This is a genomic window from Azospirillum sp. HJ39, from assembly GCF_041507355.1.
Taxonomy (GTDB): domain Bacteria; phylum Pseudomonadota; class Alphaproteobacteria; order Azospirillales; family Azospirillaceae; genus Azospirillum; species Azospirillum thiophilum.
Genome location: NZ_CP167913.1, coordinates 781,535 through 798,465, shown reverse-complemented (window position 1 = coordinate 798,465; position 16,931 = coordinate 781,535). Strand labels below are relative to the sequence as shown.

Sequence of the window (16,931 nt, the reverse complement as noted above, 5' to 3'; positions counted from 1 at the left end):
GGATCTGATTTGCTGTACCACCTGTACGACATGCAACATGCCGCCATGCGGCCGATGCGCTTCTGGGCCGAAGCGGCCCAGCACACCTTCCAGAGCCCGCTGATGCCGTTGTCCTACACCAAGCTGGGCCGGGCGGTCGCCGCCGGGGCCGAGCTGGTGGAGCGGACGACCCGCCGCTTCGGCAAGCCTGCCTTCGGGCTGGCGGAAACGCTGGTCGACGGGCAGACCGTCCCGGTCACCGAGCGGTTCGTCTGGCAGTCGCCCTTCTGCAAGCTGCTGAACTTCGCCAAGCCGGAAGGCACGCCGCGCCAGCCGCGGGTGCTGCTGGTCGCCCCGATGTCGGGCCACCACGCCACGCTGCTGCGCGGCACGGTGGAGGCGCTGCTGCGCGACCATGACGTGTTCATCACGGATTGGATCGATGCAAGGCTGGTCCCGATGTCGGCCGGCCGCTTCGACCTGGACGACTACATCGACACGGTGGCGGAGCTGATCCGCTTCCTGGGCCCGGACACCCACGTCATCGCGGTGTGCCAGCCGGCGGTCCCGGTGATGGCCGCGGTGTCGCTGATGGCGGCGGCGGACGAGCCGGTGCAGGCGCGGACCATGACGCTGATGGGCGGCCCGATCGACCCGATGGCCAACCCGACGACGCCGGTCAAGCTGGCGATGGAACGCCCGCTGAAATGGTTCGAGCGCAGCGTCATCACCACGGTCCCTGTCTATTATCCGGGCGCCTTCCGCCGCGTCTATCCCGGCTTCATCCAGCTGTCGGGCTTCATGTCGATGAATCTCGACCGCCACATCAACGAGCATGTCGGACTGTTCCGCCACCTCGTCCGCGGCGACGGCGATTCGGCCGAGCAGCACCGCCGCTTCTACGACGAATATCTGTCGGTGATGGATCTGTCGGCGGAATTCTACCTGCAGACCATCGAGACGGTGTTCCAGAAGCATGCCCTGCCCGAGGGCACCATGGTCTCGCGCGGCCGCAAGGTGGAGCCGGCGGCGGTGCGGAAGACCGCGGTGATGACGGTGGAGGGCGAGCTGGACGACATCTCCGCCCCCGGCCAGACCATCGCGGCGCAGCGGCTGTGCTCGTCCCTGCCGGACGAGATGCGCAAGGTGCATTTCCAGAAGGGCGTCGGCCATTACGGCATCTTCAACGGCCGCCGCTGGCGCGAAAGCATCCTCCCGGAAATCCGCAGCTTCATCCTGAGCCACGACGGGAAGTGAGGACAGGGGGGAGCTGCGGGTGCCCCCTCCCTAACCCTCCCCCGCTCCGCGGGAGAGGGAACTGCCGCCGCTTTGCAGATTTGCTCCCTCTCCCGCAAGGCGGGGGAGGGAGGGACCCGCGGCGAAGCCGTGGGAGGGAGGGGGCATCCGCAAGCCGACGCCCCCCCGCCAAGCCTCAATCCACCATCGACCGCGCTTCGGTGAAGGCGTCCATATGTCCGAGCCCGCCGGTCGCCCCGGCCTTCACCCGCATGCCGGCGGTCGCCAGGTGGAACAGGTAGCCGAGCGCGAACAGCGCCACGAACAGGCCGAAGACCAGGGCGTTGTAATAGACCATCGTCACCAGGGCCAGCACCGCCAGCACCAGCGAGATCGCCGGGAACACCGGATAGAAGGGCGCCCGGTAGGGACGCTCCAGCGCCGGTTCGGCGGCGCGCAGGCGGAACAGCGCCGCCATGCTCATGATGTACATGACGATGGCGCCGAACACCGACATGGTGACGATGTTGGCGGTCAGCGGCAGGCCGCCGATCTCGATGAAGGAGTCGGAGTAGATGGCGGCGATGCCGACCACGCCGCCGGCCAGGATGGCCCAGTGCGGGGTCTTGCGGGTCGGGTGCAGCCGGGCCAGCACCGGCGGCAGGAAGCCGGCGCGCGACAGCGCGAAGATCTGGCGCGAATAGCCCATGATGATGCCGTGGAAGGACGCGATCAGGCCGAACAGGCCGATCCACACCAGCATGTGCAGCCAGCCGCTGGACTCGCCGACCACCGCCTTCATCGCCTGCGGCAGCGGGTCGTTGATGTTGGACAGCGCGTTCCAGTCGCCGACGCCGCCGGCGAAGATCATGGTGCCGAAGGCCAGCACCACCAGCGTCAGGATGCCGCCGATATAGGCGCGCGGCACGGTGCGCCTGGGATCCTTGGTCTCCTCCGCCGCCATCGCCGCCCCCTCGATCGCCAGGAAGAACCAGATGGCGAAGGGGATCGCGGCGAAGATGCCGCCGAAGCTGTCCATGCTGAAGCTGTTCGACCCGGACCAGCCGTTGGCGGTGAAGTTGGCCCAGGAGAAGCCGGGGAACACCACGCCCATGAACACCACCAGCTCGAAGATCGCCAGCAGGGTGACGAACAGCTCGAAGGTGGCGGCGATGGACACGCCGGCGATGTTCAGCCCCATGAAGATGACATAGGCGCCGACCGCGGCCAGCTTGGGGTCGAGCCCGGGGAACTGCACGTTGAGATAGGCCCCGATGGCCAGTGCGATGGCCGGCGGCGCGAAGACGAACTCGATCAGCGTGGCGAAGCCGGCGACGAAGCCCCCCTTGGGTCCGAAGGCGCGGTAGCTGTAGGCGAAGGGTCCGCCGGCATGGGGAATCGCGGTGGTCAGCTCGGTGAAGCTGAAGATGAAGGTGGTGTACATCGCCGCGATCAGGATCGTGGTGACGAGGAAGCCCAGCGTCCCCGCCGCCGCCCAGCCGTAGCTCCAGCCGAAATATTCGCCGGAGATCACCAGCCCCACGGCGATTCCCCACAGATGGAGCCCGCTCAGGCTCTTGCTCAATTCAGGTTTCGTGTTCCCAGACATGATGCCTCCTGCCCCTGTTCAAAGGCGTTGGTGTCGATGGCAGCGCTCTCTCACGACCGGTCGGGCAGTTGGTTTTTCTCGTTGTCCGGACCGGCCAGCGACGGGGCGTCCTCCTTCAGGGCGACCCCGGTCAGTTTCAGCCGCGCCGCCTCGGTGGCGAGCCAGCACAGCTTGTCGGCGGCCGCCTGGATGGACAGGCCGTCGGAATGGATGTTGGAGATGCAGTTGCGCTCGGAATCGGCGCGGCCGGGCCTCGGCGCCCAGGTCAGGTAGGCGCCCAGCGATTCGGCAGCCGACAGGCCGGGCCGCTCGCCCACCAGCAGCACCGCCAGCCGTGCCCCCATGGCCGCGGCCACCTCGTCGCCCAGCGCGACGCGGGCCTGTTCCGCCAGCACCACCGGCCCGATCCGCAGGCCGGGCAGCCGCGTCATGCAGGCATGGATCAGCGGCGCGGCATTGACCTGCACCGCCGCGGCCGACAGCCCGTCGGCGACGACGAACAGCAGATCCCACTCGCCGGGCGGCAGCGCCGCGGCGCTCGCCGGATCCAGCCGGCGGCCCAGATCCGGCCGGCGCAGATAGGTCGGCCGGTCGGCGGCGGCGCTGTGGACGCGGAGTGTCTCGAGCGGGGCCAGATCGGCGGCCAGCCGGGCGAAATCGACCGTGCTGTGGACGGCGTCGCGGGCGCGGGCATGGGCGAGCTGGAAGTCCAGCAGTGCCTTGGTCGGCAGGGCGTCGCCGCTGCGGCCCAGCGCGATGCGGGCGCGGGTGGCGGTGCGGAAGCGCGCCCACGGATCCTTGGGGGTCTCATTCATCGGCCGGCGCTCCCCAGCAGGGCGGAGACGACGAGGCTCTGGTCGGGCCAGGGCGGCAGCCGGCGTTGCCCGTCGAGCCAGCCCGCCTTGTCGAGCCACGCCTCGAACTCCGGGGCCGGCGGGCGTTTCAGCAGGTGCCGCAGGCCGAGCACGTCATGGTAGGACAGGCTCTGGTAGTTCAGCATGACGTCGTCGGCGCCGGGCACCGCGATCAGGAAATTGACGCCCGCGGTCGCCAGCATGGTCATCAGGACGTCCATGTCGTCCTGGTCGGCCTCGGCATGGTTGGTGTAGCAGGCGTCGCAGCCCATCGGCACGCCGAGCAGCTTGGCGCAGAAATGGTCCTCCAGCCCGGCACGGGTGATCTGCTTGGCGTCATAGAGATATTCGGGTCCGATGAAGCCGACCACCGTGTTGACCAGCAGCGGGTCGAAGGCGCGGGCCACCGCATAGGCGCGGGTTTCCACCGTCTGCTGGTCGACGCCGAAATGGGCGTCGGCCGACAGGGCCGAGCCCTGCCCGGTCTCGAAATACATCACGTTGTCGCCGATGGTGCCGCGCTTCAGCGACTTGGCCGCCTCCTGCGCCTCGGCCAGCAGCGACAGGGTGACGCCGAAGCCGGCATTGGCCTTCTCGGTGCCGGCGATCGACTGGAAGACGAGATCGACCGGCGCCCCGCGCCCGATCGCCTGCAGGGTGGTGGTGACATGGGACAGGACGCAGGACTGGACCGGGATGTCGAAGCGGGTGCGCACCGCGTCCAGCATTTCCAACAGCGCGATGCAGGCCGGGACGTTGTCGGTCGCCGGGTTGATGCCGATCACCGCATCGCCGATGCCGTAGAGCAGCCCGTCCAGCGTCGAGGCGGCGATGCCGGTCGGGTCGTCGGTCGGGTGGTTGGGCTGCAGCCGGCTCGACAGCCGGCCCGGCAGCCCGACCGTGGTGCGGAAGCGGGTGACGACCGAGCATTTGGCGGCGGCGCAGACCAGATCGTGGTTGCGCATCAGCTTGGACACCGCCGCCGCCATCTCGGGCGTCAGGCCGGGGGCGAGCGCCGCCAGTGCCGCGCCGTCGGCCTCGTAGGACAGCAGCCAGTCGCGGAACTGCCCGACCGTCATGTGCGCCACCGGGCGGAAGGCGTCGGCGTCGTGGCTGTCGACGATGAGGCGCGTCACCTCGTCGGTCTCGTAGGGGACCAGCGCCTCGCTCAGGAAAACCTTAAGCGGCAGGTCGGCCAGCACCATGCGGGCGGCGACCCGCCGCTCGTCGCTGTCGGCGGCGATGCCCGCAAGCTCGTCCCCCGACCGCCGCGGCGAGGCGCAGGCCATCAGGGTCCTCAGGTCGTCGAAGCGATGGCGATGCCGCCCCAGATCGCAATGGTACCCAGCCATGCCGGCCTCCCGCCCGTCTCATCCTCGAAGGGCAGAGTGGCACGGTCCAGCCGGCGGGCAGTTGACCGTAGAACACAAAATTCGGAACGTTCCCCTCTCCCGACGGAAAGGAATAGCCGCTTTGCGCGCGTTCCGGCGCAAGCGTGGCCACCGGCGGAGCAACCGGGTAGCCGTGCGAACCGGAAGCCCGGCCGTGGCGTTCCTCTCGCATCGCAGCGCGCCGCCCGCCGGCAGTCTTGCCCGAACCGGGACGCCGCGCGCCACGCAAGAAGGAGATCGTCATGCTGACGCTGTTGCGCACCGCCGTCCTGGTCCTGCCGCTGGTCGCCGTGGCCGCCTGCCACCAGGAAGGCCCGGCCGAGCGGGCCGGCGAGTCCATCGACAAGGCCGGCCAGAGCGTCAAGGACGCCATCGATCCGCCCGGCCCGGCGGAAAAAGCCGGCCGCGCCATCGACCGCACGGTGGACTGACCGGCCTGTCCGGTCGGCGTGGGCTGTCGGGGCGGGGGCAGCCGGCGGGCGCCGTCAGCGGGCGACGAGGTCCCGGCCCGCCCGCCCGTCCGGCATCACGCCGGACACCTCCAGCAGCAGTTTGCTGAGAATGGCGTCGGCGAAGGCGTCGAAATTGCGCGCCGGAACCAGGAAGGCGCCGGGACCGCCGATGACATGGTCGCGGTAATAGCCTTCCAGGTCGTTCGGCGCTGCTCCGCCCCAGGGGTTTGGCCGGTCGTTCAGGATCGGCAGGCCGTTGATGGTGATGCCGCGGGCGACCGCGGCGTCGCGCGCCTCCTCCACCGGGCGGCCGCGGTTGTTCTCGCCGTCGCCCGACAGGTCGATGACCCGCCGCATGCCCTCGAAGCCGTTGGCGTCGAACAGCGGGACGGCGCGGTCGATGGCGGCGCTGATCGAGGTCCATTGCTCGGTCATCATCGGCGCCTCGGCGACGACGGCGGCGAAGCGTTCGATGCTGGCCGGATCGCTCAGCTCGGTCCAGGGGACGACGACATGCTGGTGCCCCTCCCCCGCCCATTCCATGTAGGTGGCGGCGACGCGGCCGAACGGCCCGCCGCGGATCGCCGCCTGCACCCTGGGGTTCAGCAGGGCCTGGACATAGCCGTTGCGCTGCAGCTTCGCCTCGTCCGGATCGACGCTGCCGGACACGTCGACGGCCAGCACCAGTTCCAGGTCGACCGGCGTCTGGGCGGCGGCCGGAACCGCGGACAGCGGCGCGCATAACGCGGTGACGATCGGAAAACAGGCCAAGAGACGGTATGCACGCATCCGCATCCTCCTTCTCGCCACCGGGGGCCCGGGCCGGAACGCCGGCCACCGAATACCGGACGAAGGACTGAGGATTGGTGCGCAGGCATCGGCTGTCCATGGCCTGCCGGGGTATTCCGACGTCCTGATCGGGCCAAGGCGGAGTACCTCGCGGTCGAGGCGGATGCCGCAAGGAACGCGGGCGGCAGGGTGATGTGCATGCGTCGAGCCGGTAAACGGGTGACAAGACGCCGATTGCCTGCATAGCATTGCCCATAGGGAGTACGCCGTTAGGATGGGTGCTCCTTTCCCGTTCCTTGTCCGAAGCATCCATCGACGTGGTCCCAGATCGTTCGGTTCCCGGTCGTCCGTTTCCTGGTCGTCCGTTTCCCTGCCGCCCTGCTGCAGCGCGGTTGTCGTTACGGCCGCGTCGGCTGCTATGGGCCGCCTGCGCCATCGTCCTGGCGGGCGGCTGGCCGGTCGCCGCCTCCGCCCAGACGGCGGTCACTGCCGCCGCTGCCGCCCTGCAACCCCTGCATTCCGCCGAGCTGCTGGCGCCGGAGCCACCGCGGCCGCCGGTCCCCCTCGCCTCCATGCCGCATGGTGCCAATGCCCCGACGGCCTGTGCCGACGGCGAACCGGCCGGCCAGGCCGTCCTCGACGCGCTGTTCGGCGGTGACGAGGCCTTCGCCGGGCTGGCGCGCCGGTCGCCTGCGGAAGCCTTCCGCTGCTCCGGCCTGTTTCCGGGCGAGGCTGCGTCGGTGGTGCTGCGCGATGCGGCGGTTGCCGCCCCTTTCGACGTGCTCGGCGCCGCCGACCAGCTGTCAGTCCGGTCCGGCGGCGCGGAGATCATCGCCCGGGCGCTGGACATCGGGCTTTTGATGCGCTCGCTCGACAGCGGGATGCACTTCTACGAAACCCGGCACGAACTGCGCAAACGCCTTGCCAAGCCGGACCTGCGGATGCTGGAGCTCCAGGCGGCGAAGCTGCTGGCGGCGTCCTTCGCACGGGATCCTGCCCTGCTCGCTCCCAGGATCGGGGCGCTGATCGACGACATGGTCGACGACCCGCCGGCCGACCGCTTCCGCATCACGCTGGCGCTGCCGTCGGAGTCCCTGCTGGAACTGGTCGCGCGCATCGGGCCGCAGCTCTACACCTCCTCGCTCGACGGTCTCGTCAACATCCTCCAGATCCAGCTGAAGCAGGAGCGGCGCGGCTTCCTCGACCTTGCGCGCGGGCCGCGGACCCGGCGGCTGTGGGCGGAGTTCTTCGTCGCGACGGTCGGCGGCGGGCGGGCGGGCAGCCTGTTCGGCACCGACCCGGCGGCGGCGCGCGAGCTGATGCGGGAGAGCATCCAGGCCCTGGTGCCGGCCGTCTCGAAGGCGCCGGGCCGTGCGCCGAACGGTGCGCCTAGCGGGGCATTGGATCCGGCGGCGGTCATCGGCGCGCTCGCCGATGCCATGGACACCGACTCCCGCCCGGTCCGTGCGGCGCTGGAGGACGAACTGGCGGCCTGGTACCGCGGCGCCGGCGATCCGTCGGTCAAGGCCATGGCCGGGCTTGCCGGCAGCCTGCATGCGATGCGCCTGTCCGGACGCCCGGCGACCGCGGCCTTCCAGGCGGAGCGCTTCGCCGAGCGCCATTCCCTGGCGGCGCTGCCGGTGCTGACCGGGCAGCGTCTGTTCCGCAACGGCCTCAACGTGCAGCGGATGACCTTCTACGACGATCCCGACGGGCGGGCGTCCTTCCGCGGCTTCCTGCGGCTGCATCGCGCGCAGGGCTGGGCGCTGCAGACCAATCCCGGCTTCGTCGTCGCCGTCAGCCCGGAACGGCGGGGCCGCCGGATCGTCATCGTCGCCGACGTGCCCGGGGCGGGCGAGGCCGGCCGCGCCGCCGCCTGGGCATGGCTGTCGCGCGAGGGCCTGTCGCCCTCCATCGTCGTCCACCGCGGCCACAGCTATCACGAGGACGGGACGATGCCGGAGATCGTGCCCGCCACCGCCCTGGTCTTCTGGGGCTCCTGCGGCGGCCACACCCGCCTGCGCGCCACGCTGGACCGGGCGCCCGACGCGCTGGTGCTGGCGACGCAGAACATCGGGGTGTCGGCGGTGAACGAGGCATTGCTGGCCATCATCGAGGACCGGCTGCTGACCGACGGGACGATCGACTGGAACGCCGTGTGGACCGATGCCCGCAGCCGGATCCGCGACCGCCGCTTCGCCGCCTACAGGCGGCCGGACCAGGATTCCGCCAATCTCGCCCTGCGGGCATGGCGGGCGCTGCAGGCGTCCGAGTAAGCACCCGGGAGAGCATGGCTGCACTTCGCCGGGGCCGCTTGCGGCGGCGTGCGGCGCATGATGCTGTGGTGCGACCGACCGACGCATATCTCCCTTATCCATCCGGGGCCCGACGACCATGACGTGGCAGACGCTCGCCTTCTTCTTCGCCACCGCCTTCGTGATCTCGATGACGCCGGGGCCGAACATGCTGCTGGCGATGAGCCTGGGCCTGCGGTTCGGCGCGCGCCGCGCCGCCTGGGGCGGGGCCGGCATGTGCGCGGCGCTGGCGGTGATGGCGGCGCTGTCGGCCTTCGGGCTGGGCGCCCTGCTCTCCACCTCGGTCCTGGCCTTCGAGATCGTGCGCTGGGCCGGCGTGGCCTATCTGACCTGGCTCGGCATCGCCGCATGGCGGGCGCCGGTGGAGCCGGCCGGGGAACGCGACACCGCCGCAGCGGCGTCTGGCGAGGGGTCGGCCTCGCGGCTGTTCCTGCGCGGCGCGCTGGTGGCCTTCAGCAATCCCAAGGCGCTGGTCTTCATGGGCGCCCTGTTCCCGCAATTCATCGATGCCGCGGCACCGCTGGCGCCGCAGCTGGTGGCGCTGGTCGCGACCATGGTCGTGATCGAGTTCGGCTGGATCATGGCCTATGCCACCGGCGGCGACCGGCTGGCGGCGAAGCTGACCACGGTATCGGCGGCCAAGTCGCTGAACCGCCTGACCGGCGGGCTGATGATCGGTGCCGGCGGCCTGCTGGCGCTGGCGCGGCGGGTGTGAGCCCCCGCCCTCCGGGCCTTCCGTATCGCTGAAAAAGAAAAGGGCCGCGCAGTGCGCGGCCCTATAGTTTAGGGAGGAAACGCCCCGAGAATGGGCAAGGGCAGAATATGCTGCGCCGCACACCAACTGGTATTACCAATGCTGAATGGTAGCCATGCGCCGATGGAATGGCCCCATGCAGCAATATGCATTGCCAGCAATATGCGCCGGTAGCCGGTTACAAAAATTTCATGGAATCGCCGCGCCCCGGTCATCGCCGGTCCTATTAATGCTTCGGTTCGCCAGGTCCGCCTGAAGGCGCAACCCGCCGGGGGTGCGCCACCGGCAGGGGTGGCGATGCGAAACACCCGGCCGAGGAACGGTACGATGGCGATCCCAGTCCTGCGCAGCCTGACGCTGAAGCAGGCGATTCACGCGGTCCTCGCCGCCTTCGTCATCGGATTCGCCATCACCGCGGTGGAATTCGCCTGGACCGCCTCGCGCGAACGGGCAACGGCGCTGGCGCGGCTGGGGGATGCCGTCGCCCTGGTGGAGGGGCCGGCGGCCGGCGCCGCCTGGCAGATCGACGGGGTGCTGGCCGGGCAGGTGCTGGACGGCATGATCCGCACCGACGCCGCCTGGGCCGAGATCCGCCTGATCGACGGGACGCTGCTGGCCCGCCGCGACCGGACCTCTCCGCCGGCCACCCCGCTGGAGCGCGCGGCGACGGCGCTGCTGTTCCGCGATCCGCCGGTGGTGGTCCATGACCTCTTTCCCCCCTCCGCCGGCCACCCTGCCGGAGACCGCAGCCTGCCGGACGGTGCCGCCGGCAGGGTCGGGCGCCTGATCGTCGGCATCGACACCGGCCGGGCGGCCGCCGGCTTCCTCGCCTATGCATCGGCGGCGCTGGTGGCGGGAACGCTGCGCAACCTGCTGGTCGGGCTGGCGATGGCCGCGGTCTTCCACCGGCTGCTGACCCGTCCGCTGCTGCAGATCGGGCGCGCCGTGGCCCGCATCGACCCGGAAAAGCCCTACGGCCAGCCGCTGGCCGTGCCGCGCGGCCATGCCGACGACGAGCTGGGCTTCGTCATCGCCCGCTTCAACCACACCCTGGGCCTGCTGGAGCGCGAGCATGACGAGCTGCGCCGGCTGGCGACGCGCTGTCCGCTGACCGGGCTGGCGAACCGGGCGCTGCTGCTCGACCGGCTCGACCACGCCATCGAGCTGGCGGAGCGTGCCAGATCGGCCGGCTCCGGCCGGCTGGCCGTGCTGTATGTCGATCTCGACCGCTTCAAGCGGGTCAACGACAGCCTGGGACACGGGGTGGGCGACGCGCTGCTCTGCCGGGTGGCGGAGCGGCTGAACGCCAGCGTCCGGCGCTGCGACACCGTCGGCCGGCTCGGCGGCGACGAGTTCCTGGTGGTGCTGGAGCGTGTCGCCGACGGCGAAGAGGCGGCGATGGTGGCGCAAAGGCTGCTGGACACCCTGTCGATGGTGACGGAGGTGGCGGAACACCGCGTCCATGTCACCGCCAGCGTCGGCGTCGCCCTCCACCAGGCGCAAGCGGGCCAGGCACAAGGGAGCCAGACCGACAGTGCCGGGCTGATGCGGATGGCCGATTCCGCCATGCAGGCCGCCAAGAATGCGGGCGGCAACCGCTTCGTCTTCTACACGCGCGACATGACCGACCGGGCGGAGGCGCGGCTGCGGCTGGAGTCCGGCCTGCGCGAGGCGGTGGCGGCGCGGTCCTTCGAGCTGGTCTATCAGCCGAAGATCGAGGCGTCGGGCGGCCGGCTGACCGGCTTCGAGGCGCTGATCCGCTGGCGCCACGAGGGGGTTCCGATCTCCCCCGCCGACTTCATCCCGGTGGCCGAGGACACCGGCCTGATCATCGAGATCGGCCGCTGGGTGCTGGAGGAGGCCTGCCGCACGGCGACGCGCTGGGCGCTCGACCATGGTCCGGTGCCGGTGGCGGTCAACGTCTCCGCCCGCCAGCTCGCCGACCCCGGCTTCGCCCGGCAGGTCGAACAGGTGCTGCAACGCCACGGCACCCCGCCCGACCTGCTGGAGCTGGAGATCACCGAGACCGTCATCATGAAGGACGTGCGCCACCACCTGCCGACGCTGAACCGCCTGCGGGCGCTGGGCGTGCGCATCGCCATCGACGATTTCGGCACCGGCTATTCCTCGCTGGCCTATCTGCGGCAATTGCCGGTCGACGTGCTGAAGATCGACCGCAGCTTCGTCAACGATCTGCCGCACGCCCCCGACATCGCCTCGACCGTCATCGCGCTGGCCCAACGCCTGATGCTGTCCACCGTGGCGGAGGGGGTGGAAACCGCCGAGCAGCGCCATTGGCTGGCCGAGGCCGGCTGCGACTGCCTGCAGGGCTACCTGATCTCCCGCCCGCTGTCGGCCGACGCGGCGGAGGCGATGATCATGACGGCCTTCGCCTGCGACGAGGCGCTGCCGCTGTCGGCGTGAGGGGGGCCGGCATGGGAGGCGGAAGGGAACTGGGAACGTCAGGCCGGGCGGCGCTTGCCCGCGATGACCAGCGCGATGCCGCCCAGCACGGCGGCCGAGGCGATGGCGAGCGGCGGCGTGATCCGTTCGCCCAGCGCCAGCAGCGCGGCGATGGCGGTGATGACCGGGACGCTCAACTGGACGGAGGCGGCGCGGGCGGCGGTCAGGGCAGGCAGAGCGGCGTACCAGATCGCATAGCCGACGCCCGACGCAAGTGCCCCCGACAGCAAGCCATAGACCAGCCCTCCGGCATCCCAGCGCGCGCCGCCTCCCGACACGGCGCCGAAGGCGGACGACAGCAGCGCCACGACCGCAGCCATCGGCGCGGCGCGCAGGAAGTTGCCGGCGGTGGTGGCGATGGGATCGCGGCTGCTGCGGCCCAGCAGCGAATAGACGCCCCAGGCGACGCCGGCGGCCACCATCAGCAACGCCCCCAACGGGTCGGGCGGCGACAGGCCGGGCGCCAGCAGCAGCCCCAGCCCGCCAAGCGCCAGCCCCAGCCCGCCCCATTGCATCGGCGACAGCCGCTCGCCGCGGTACAGCCCGGCCAGGATCATGGTGGCCTGCACCGCGCCGAACAGCAGCAACGCCCCGGTGCCCGCGGTCATGGTGAGGTAGGCGAAGGAGAAGGCGGCGGCATAGGCCAGCAGCGCCGCCGCCCCGATCCAGCTCCCGCCGCCCCGGCGTCCCCTGCCCCGCTTTCCCTCGCCGGTCGGTCCATGCCCGGTGGCGCGGGCGATCAGCCACAGGCTGGCCGCGCCGGAGGCGATGCGAACCAGCGTGAAGCTGGCCGGGTCGATGGCGGTCTGGGTCAGGGCCAGCCGGCACAGGATGGAGTTGGCGGCGAAGGCCAGCATCGCCAGCAGGGTCAGCAGGGCCGCCCGTCCCGTCCCGAACGCCGCCGGGGCCAAACTGTCGGGCGTCGCCATGAGATCGTTTCCTTGCCGAACAGTTCCGACAGCTAGCCGCAGGGGCGTGGGGCTGTCAAACACGCACCCGCGCCCGCACCGTGCGACTTTGGTCGAATAAGGCGCGGCCGGCAAATCAGGAGGACGGGCCGGGCAGTGCGAACATCAGCAGGTAGGTGCGCTGGAGCGGGCTGAAATTGTTGTCGGAGATCAGATAGACCAGCGTCTCGCCCGCGGGTCCCGGTCGGGTGGCGACGCCTTCGAAATTGTCGTTCAGCAGCGGTGCCTCCAGACGGCCCAGTTCCTCCCCTTCGACGATGCCGCCGGCCCGCAGCTGTTGCGGCGTCACCCGGACGAGACGGGACGACCAGCCGCCCAGCAGCGACACAGAGCGCTCCAGCACCAGAACCCCGCCGTCCGGCAGCGGCGCGGCCGAGGTCGGGCGGTATCGGGGCGCGGCACGGTAGGTGAAGGGCTGCCAGTCCGCGGCGCTGCGCGGCAGGCCCCCAGCGGAAACACCCACTTCGGGAAGCCCGGGCCGCGCGATCCAGGCGCGGCGGTCCGGCCGGCCGTCGTCGCCGCCCTCCTCGATGGTCAGCAGCCGTCCGTCCGAAAGGAGGGTCAGTGCCTCCAGCCCGCCATTGTCCGGCGACCCCTCCGCCACGCCGGGCGGCAGCGGGATCGGCGTCGGCGTGCCCTGCGGCCCATGGTCGCCGGCGGGATAGCGCAGGATGCGGTGGTCGCGCTCCAGCGACACCAGCCAGCCACCGTCCGGCAGTCGGGTCAGATCCTCCGCGTCGGTGCGGCGCTTGCGGCGGGAAACGCCCTCCTCCACCGCCAGGGGACGGACGCGAAGCTCCGCCATTCCGGCCAGCCGTCCGTCCGTGTCGCCGGCGATCCGGCCATCCGCCACCAGCCCGGTATCGCCCACCGCGACGAAACGCCCGCCGTCCGGGGACACCCACAGACCGGACAATCCGCCGACCCGGTCGCCCCCGGCGATGTCGAGCGCACCGAGGAAGCGCAGAGGGCCGAGAGCCACCCTTGCCGGCCGGTCGCGGTCGAGCGGCACCGCGGATGCCGTGACAAAATCGGGACCGGGGGCGCCGTCCGCAAGGGTGCCGCCGCTCCCGACCACAGCGGCGCAGCCGCCGGACAGGGCGACCAGCATCGAAATCCAGGCAAGCGTCTTTCGCATCGTCATCCGCCCACTCTTGCCAGTGCAACCGAGACGCACAACCTTCTCTTTCGGCGGACATCGACCGGAAGCGCGGAATGCGGAGCGCCGGTCGTCCGGGTGTAGGTTTGGCCGGGTGTAGATTTGGCCGGGCGTAGATTTGGCCGGGCGTAGGCTTGGCCGTTCCGGCTCCCCTCACATACCGGCTAGGCGCGGCGGGTTACTCCCACAGAACCGGTGGGGCCGCCCGGACAAGCGCTTAGATTGGCAAGTGTTTTCGACCATGCTTCTTCCGCGACGACCGAGCAGAGTCCGTTCCCATGCCGATGCTTCCGCGGTCCCAGCCCGCCTATTCTCCTCCGGACCAGTCGGGCGACGCAGTCGCGTCCGGCACCTCCCCGGCCGACCGGCTGACGGCACGCATCCAGGAGTTGGAAGCCGAGCTGCGGGAACTCCAGCACCGCGCCAAGAACAGTCTGCAACTGGTGATCAGCCTGCTGAAGCTGCAGGCTGGCCGCATCCGCGACCCCGATGCCCGCGCCGCCTACGAACAGACGATGGTCCGCATCGAGGCGCTGGCGATCCTCTATCGGCAACTGCACGAAAGCGGCGCCGGCACCCATGTCGACCTGGGCCGCTATGTCGGCGCCCTGTGCGAGGCGGTGCGCGAAGGCACGCCGGGGGCGCTTTCGCGCGTGCCGGTGACGGTCACCTCCGATGCGATCCAGATCGGCCTGTACGAGGCGATGCCGCTCGGCCTGATCATCGCGGAGCTGGTGACGAGCTGCCTACACCATGCCTTTCCCGACGACGGCTGGATCCGCATCACCGTGCGCCAGCAGGGCGACAGCGGCCGGGCCCGCCTGACGGTGGAGGACAACGGCCGCGCCCTGCCCGCCGGTTTCGACACCACGGCCGAGGACGGACTGATGCTGGCCGAGGCGCTGGCTGGCCAGCTCGGCGACACGCTGTCCACCGACAGCGATGCCGCCGGCACCACCGCCAGCGTCAGCTTTCCGGTCTGACCGCCTTCAGCCGCCCGCCAGATGGCGGCCCAGCAGCGCGAGCACCAGCGCGACCGACAGGCAGGCGGCCAGTGTGACCGCCGCCTCGCACAGGAGCGCGCCCGCGCCGGGCACCCTGCCGGGATCGGTGCCGGCGGATGTCTCCGCAAGGCCGGTTTCCGCCGCAGCCCGCTGCCGGGCCGGCGGCAGCGCCTGCCCCCCCGGCAGCGTTCGGGCCGATTTTCCCAGCATGGTCGCCTCGCAGCCAAATGCCGGCCGGTGGCCGGCGGTCCCATGAGGAAAAGGCCGTTCGGCGTATAAAATCGATGCTGCGCGGATGCCTGCGGAATATAGGTGCGCTATATGCCGCTCGGCCGCTCCCCGTCTCGACCGGGGGCGCCATGACGATGCCCGTCCTGACGATCGGCACCGTCATGGTGGTCGTGCGGGTGCTCCGGCTCGGGCGCCGGCACCAGCGTGCCGGCGAACCAGCCGCGGATCGCCCGGACCGGGTCGGTTTCCAGCGTCGTCACCGGTTCGATGCCGCGGCGCCTCATATGGGCGACGAACCCCGCCCCCGACGAGCCGGTGACGACCACCTGCACCGCGTCGATCGGGTGGGGGCGGCCGTCGCCGCAGAGATGCAGCACCTCCTCCTCCCCCAGTTCGATCCGGCCGGTCTCGACCGGGTCGAATCCTGCCTCCGCCTCATAGACCAGGAAGCGGCGGGTGCGGCCGCCATGGGTGGCGATGGTCTGGAAATCCTTGGTCCCGACGGCGATTCTCATGATGAGCGGATCCCTCGCGATGGTGCCCGGCGACCCGCCTCTCCTGCCACGCTCCCGCCGCCCGCGCACTGAGGGAGGTCAATCCTCCCCTCCCTGCCGCCCGCCTCCCTCCGCGGGCACCGGGCGATATCCGACCCTCAAGCTTGACTTTCAGCACCGAATTTGTACTATATGCCTGCCTGCTCCGCCGGAGAGGCCTGGGTTCGCCACCTGGGGACCCTGCAGCGTCATATCGCTTTGCAAGAGGATGTGACATGAGTTCCGCCATCGCCCTCCGTTCGCCCGATTCCGGCGAATCGCTGTCCCGCTACATCAACGACACCCACCGCTATCCGGTCCTTGCGCCCGAGGACGAGTATATGCTCGCCAAGGCCTGGAGCGAGCATGGCGACGTCGATGCGGCGCACAAGCTGGTCACCAGCCATCTCCGTCTCGTCGTCAAGATCGCCGGCGGCTACCGCGGCTACGGCCTGCCGCTGTCCGACCTGATCGCCGAGGGCAATCTCGGCCTGATGACCGCCGTCAAGAAATTCGAACCGGAACGCGGCTTCCGCCTGTCCACCTACGCGATGTGGTGGATCAAGGCGTCGATCCAGGATTACATCCTGCGCTCCTGGAGCCTGGTGAAGATCGGCACCACCGCCGCGCAGAAGAAGCTGTTCTTCAGCCTGGGCCGCCTGAAGCGGAAGCTGGGCGAGTATGGCAGCGGCGACCTGCAGCCCGACAGCGTCACCAGCATCGCCACCGACCTGTCGGTGCCGGAAGACGACGTGATCGCGATGAACCGCCGCCTGTCGGCGCCGATGGCGTCGCTGAACGCGCCGATGAGCGCGGACGGCGATTCGGCCGAATGGCAGGATCTGCTGACGGACGAACGGCCGTCGGTCGAGGAGGCCCTGGTCGAGCGCGGCGAGGCCCGCCAGCGCAGCGCCCTGCTGCACGAGGCGATGGGCGTGCTGAACGACCGCGAGCGCGACATCCTGACCTGCCGCCGCCTGTCGGACAGCCCGCTGACCCTGGAAGACCTGTCGGTCCGCTATGGCGTCAGCCGCGAGCGCATCCGCCAGATCGAGGAGCGCGCCTTCGAGAAGGTGGCCCGCCAGACCCGCGTCCTGGCCGCCGCGGCGGCCTGACCGTCCGGGCCTCCGGCACCTCCAGCGAACTCCCGTGCCGGTAACCGCGCCAGGATTCCCGACTCCCTCCGTGTAACCC

General features: G+C 70.6%; 15 protein-coding genes. 7 read left to right on the top strand and 8 right to left on the bottom strand.

What is annotated here, in order from left to right; genetic code table 11:
* Positions 1-9 precede the first annotated feature (9 nt).
* The gene (locus tag ABMY26_RS35105; protein ID WP_372400066.1) at positions 10-1,236 is read left to right on the top strand and encodes a polyhydroxyalkanoate depolymerase; all 1,227 of its coding nucleotides are present in this window, start codon (positions 10-12) and stop codon (positions 1,234-1,236) included.
* 175 nt (positions 1,237-1,411) lie between these two features.
* Here ABMY26_RS35105 and eat read toward each other — a convergent pair whose 3' ends face one another.
* The 3 genes from eat to ABMY26_RS35090 are packed head-to-tail and all read right to left on the bottom strand — an operon-like array spanning position 1,412 to position 5,030.
* On the bottom strand, positions 1,412-2,824 hold the full coding sequence (gene eat, locus ABMY26_RS35100; protein ID WP_372400065.1) for an ethanolamine permease: 1,413 nt from the start codon (positions 2,822-2,824) through the stop codon (positions 1,412-1,414).
* 50 nt (positions 2,825-2,874) lie between these two features.
* A complete protein-coding gene (gene eutC, locus ABMY26_RS35095) occupies positions 2,875-3,639 on the bottom strand; it encodes an ethanolamine ammonia-lyase subunit EutC (RefSeq protein WP_372400064.1) in 765 nt (254 codons plus the stop codon).
* Positions 3,636-5,030 carry an ethanolamine ammonia-lyase subunit EutB gene (locus tag ABMY26_RS35090; RefSeq protein WP_372400063.1) on the bottom strand — a complete coding sequence of 465 codons (1,395 nt, stop codon included), beginning with the start codon at positions 5,028-5,030 and terminating at the stop codon, positions 3,636-3,638. Before ABMY26_RS35090 ends, eutC begins: the two co-directional genes overlap by 4 nt.
* 281 nt (positions 5,031-5,311) lie before the next feature.
* Here ABMY26_RS35090 and ABMY26_RS35085 point away from each other — a divergent pair, with 281 nt between their 5' ends.
* Entirely contained in the window at positions 5,312-5,500 is a 189-nt protein-coding gene (locus tag ABMY26_RS35085) for a hypothetical protein (protein WP_372400062.1), read from the top strand.
* Between the two features lie 54 nt (positions 5,501-5,554).
* On the opposite strand, the gene ABMY26_RS35080 is transcribed toward ABMY26_RS35085, so the two are convergent.
* Positions 5,555-6,310, bottom strand: coding sequence for a DUF1194 domain-containing protein (locus tag ABMY26_RS35080; protein WP_372400061.1), 756 nt, complete (start codon positions 6,308-6,310; stop codon positions 5,555-5,557).
* Positions 6,311-6,702: 392 nt separating this feature from the next.
* Here ABMY26_RS35080 and ABMY26_RS35075 point away from each other — a divergent pair, with 392 nt between their 5' ends.
* The 3 genes from ABMY26_RS35075 (at position 6,703) to ABMY26_RS35065 (ending at position 11,803) form a co-directional block, all read left to right on the top strand.
* On the top strand, positions 6,703-8,586 hold the full coding sequence (locus tag ABMY26_RS35075) for a hypothetical protein (RefSeq protein ID WP_372400060.1): 1,884 nt from the start codon (positions 6,703-6,705) through the stop codon (positions 8,584-8,586).
* 118 nt (positions 8,587-8,704) lie between these two features.
* Positions 8,705-9,340: a LysE family translocator gene (locus tag ABMY26_RS35070; protein WP_372400059.1), complete on the top strand. Its 636-nt coding sequence runs from the start codon at positions 8,705-8,707 to the stop codon at positions 9,338-9,340.
* 366 nt (positions 9,341-9,706) lie between these two features.
* Positions 9,707-11,803, top strand: a complete 2,097-nt coding sequence (locus tag ABMY26_RS35065; protein ID WP_372400058.1) for a putative bifunctional diguanylate cyclase/phosphodiesterase — start codon at positions 9,707-9,709, stop codon at positions 11,801-11,803.
* 38 nt (positions 11,804-11,841) lie between these two features.
* On the opposite strand, the gene ABMY26_RS35060 is transcribed toward ABMY26_RS35065, so the two are convergent.
* Both ABMY26_RS35060 and ABMY26_RS35055 read right to left on the bottom strand, forming a co-directional pair.
* Positions 11,842-12,771, bottom strand: a complete 930-nt coding sequence (locus ABMY26_RS35060; protein ID WP_372400057.1) for a DMT family transporter — start codon at positions 12,769-12,771, stop codon at positions 11,842-11,844.
* A gap of 115 nt (positions 12,772-12,886) precedes the next feature.
* Positions 12,887-13,954 (bottom strand): esterase-like activity of phytase family protein, encoded by a 1,068-nt coding sequence (locus ABMY26_RS35055; RefSeq protein WP_372400056.1) that lies wholly within the window; start codon positions 13,952-13,954, stop codon positions 12,887-12,889.
* Between the two features lie 293 nt (positions 13,955-14,247).
* Here ABMY26_RS35055 and ABMY26_RS35050 point away from each other — a divergent pair, with 293 nt between their 5' ends.
* Complete coding sequence (locus ABMY26_RS35050; protein WP_045583895.1) at positions 14,248-14,952, top strand: sensor histidine kinase; 705 nt, start codon at positions 14,248-14,250, stop codon at positions 14,950-14,952.
* Positions 14,953-14,958: 6 nt separating this feature from the next.
* Here the strand turns inward: ABMY26_RS35050 and ABMY26_RS35045 are convergent, their stop codons facing one another.
* Both ABMY26_RS35045 and ABMY26_RS35040 read right to left on the bottom strand, forming a co-directional pair.
* Positions 14,959-15,183: a hypothetical protein gene (locus tag ABMY26_RS35045; protein ID WP_372400055.1), complete on the bottom strand. Its 225-nt coding sequence runs from the start codon at positions 15,181-15,183 to the stop codon at positions 14,959-14,961.
* A gap of 107 nt (positions 15,184-15,290) precedes the next feature.
* Positions 15,291-15,719 (bottom strand): NifB/NifX family molybdenum-iron cluster-binding protein, encoded by a 429-nt coding sequence (locus ABMY26_RS35040; RefSeq protein WP_372400054.1) that lies wholly within the window; start codon positions 15,717-15,719, stop codon positions 15,291-15,293.
* Positions 15,720-15,973: 254 nt separating this feature from the next.
* On the opposite strand from ABMY26_RS35040, the gene rpoH reads away from it, so the two are divergent.
* Positions 15,974-16,852, top strand: coding sequence for an RNA polymerase sigma factor RpoH (gene rpoH, locus ABMY26_RS35035; protein WP_372400053.1), 879 nt, complete (start codon positions 15,974-15,976; stop codon positions 16,850-16,852).
* Positions 16,853-16,931 lie beyond the last annotated feature (79 nt).

Bases quoted from the DNA above. Each gene is read 5' to 3' on its own strand.
- ABMY26_RS35055 (WP_372400056.1), bottom strand. From the start codon at position 13,954: ATGACGATGCGAAAGACGCTTGCCTGGATTTCGATGCTGGTCGCCCTG.
- ABMY26_RS35060 (WP_372400057.1), bottom strand. From the start codon at position 12,771: ATGGCGACGCCCGACAGTTTGGCCCCGGCGGCGTTCGGGACGGGACGG.
- ABMY26_RS35045 (WP_372400055.1), bottom strand. From the start codon at position 15,183: ATGCTGGGAAAATCGGCCCGAACGCTGCCGGGGGGGCAGGCGCTGCCG.
- ABMY26_RS35080 (WP_372400061.1), bottom strand. From the start codon at position 6,310: ATGCGTGCATACCGTCTCTTGGCCTGTTTTCCGATCGTCACCGCGTTA.
- ABMY26_RS35050 (WP_045583895.1), top strand. From the start codon at position 14,248: ATGCCGATGCTTCCGCGGTCCCAGCCCGCCTATTCTCCTCCGGACCAG.
- eat (WP_372400065.1), bottom strand. From the start codon at position 2,824: ATGTCTGGGAACACGAAACCTGAATTGAGCAAGAGCCTGAGCGGGCTC.
- ABMY26_RS35085 (WP_372400062.1), top strand. From the start codon at position 5,312: ATGCTGACGCTGTTGCGCACCGCCGTCCTGGTCCTGCCGCTGGTCGCC.
- ABMY26_RS35070 (WP_372400059.1), top strand. From the start codon at position 8,705: ATGACGTGGCAGACGCTCGCCTTCTTCTTCGCCACCGCCTTCGTGATC.
- rpoH (WP_372400053.1), top strand. From the start codon at position 15,974: ATGAGTTCCGCCATCGCCCTCCGTTCGCCCGATTCCGGCGAATCGCTG.
- ABMY26_RS35090 (WP_372400063.1), bottom strand. From the start codon at position 5,030: ATGGCTGGGTACCATTGCGATCTGGGGCGGCATCGCCATCGCTTCGAC.
- ABMY26_RS35065 (WP_372400058.1), top strand. From the start codon at position 9,707: ATGGCGATCCCAGTCCTGCGCAGCCTGACGCTGAAGCAGGCGATTCAC.
- ABMY26_RS35040 (WP_372400054.1), bottom strand. From the start codon at position 15,719: ATGAGAATCGCCGTCGGGACCAAGGATTTCCAGACCATCGCCACCCAT.
- eutC (WP_372400064.1), bottom strand. From the start codon at position 3,639: ATGAATGAGACCCCCAAGGATCCGTGGGCGCGCTTCCGCACCGCCACC.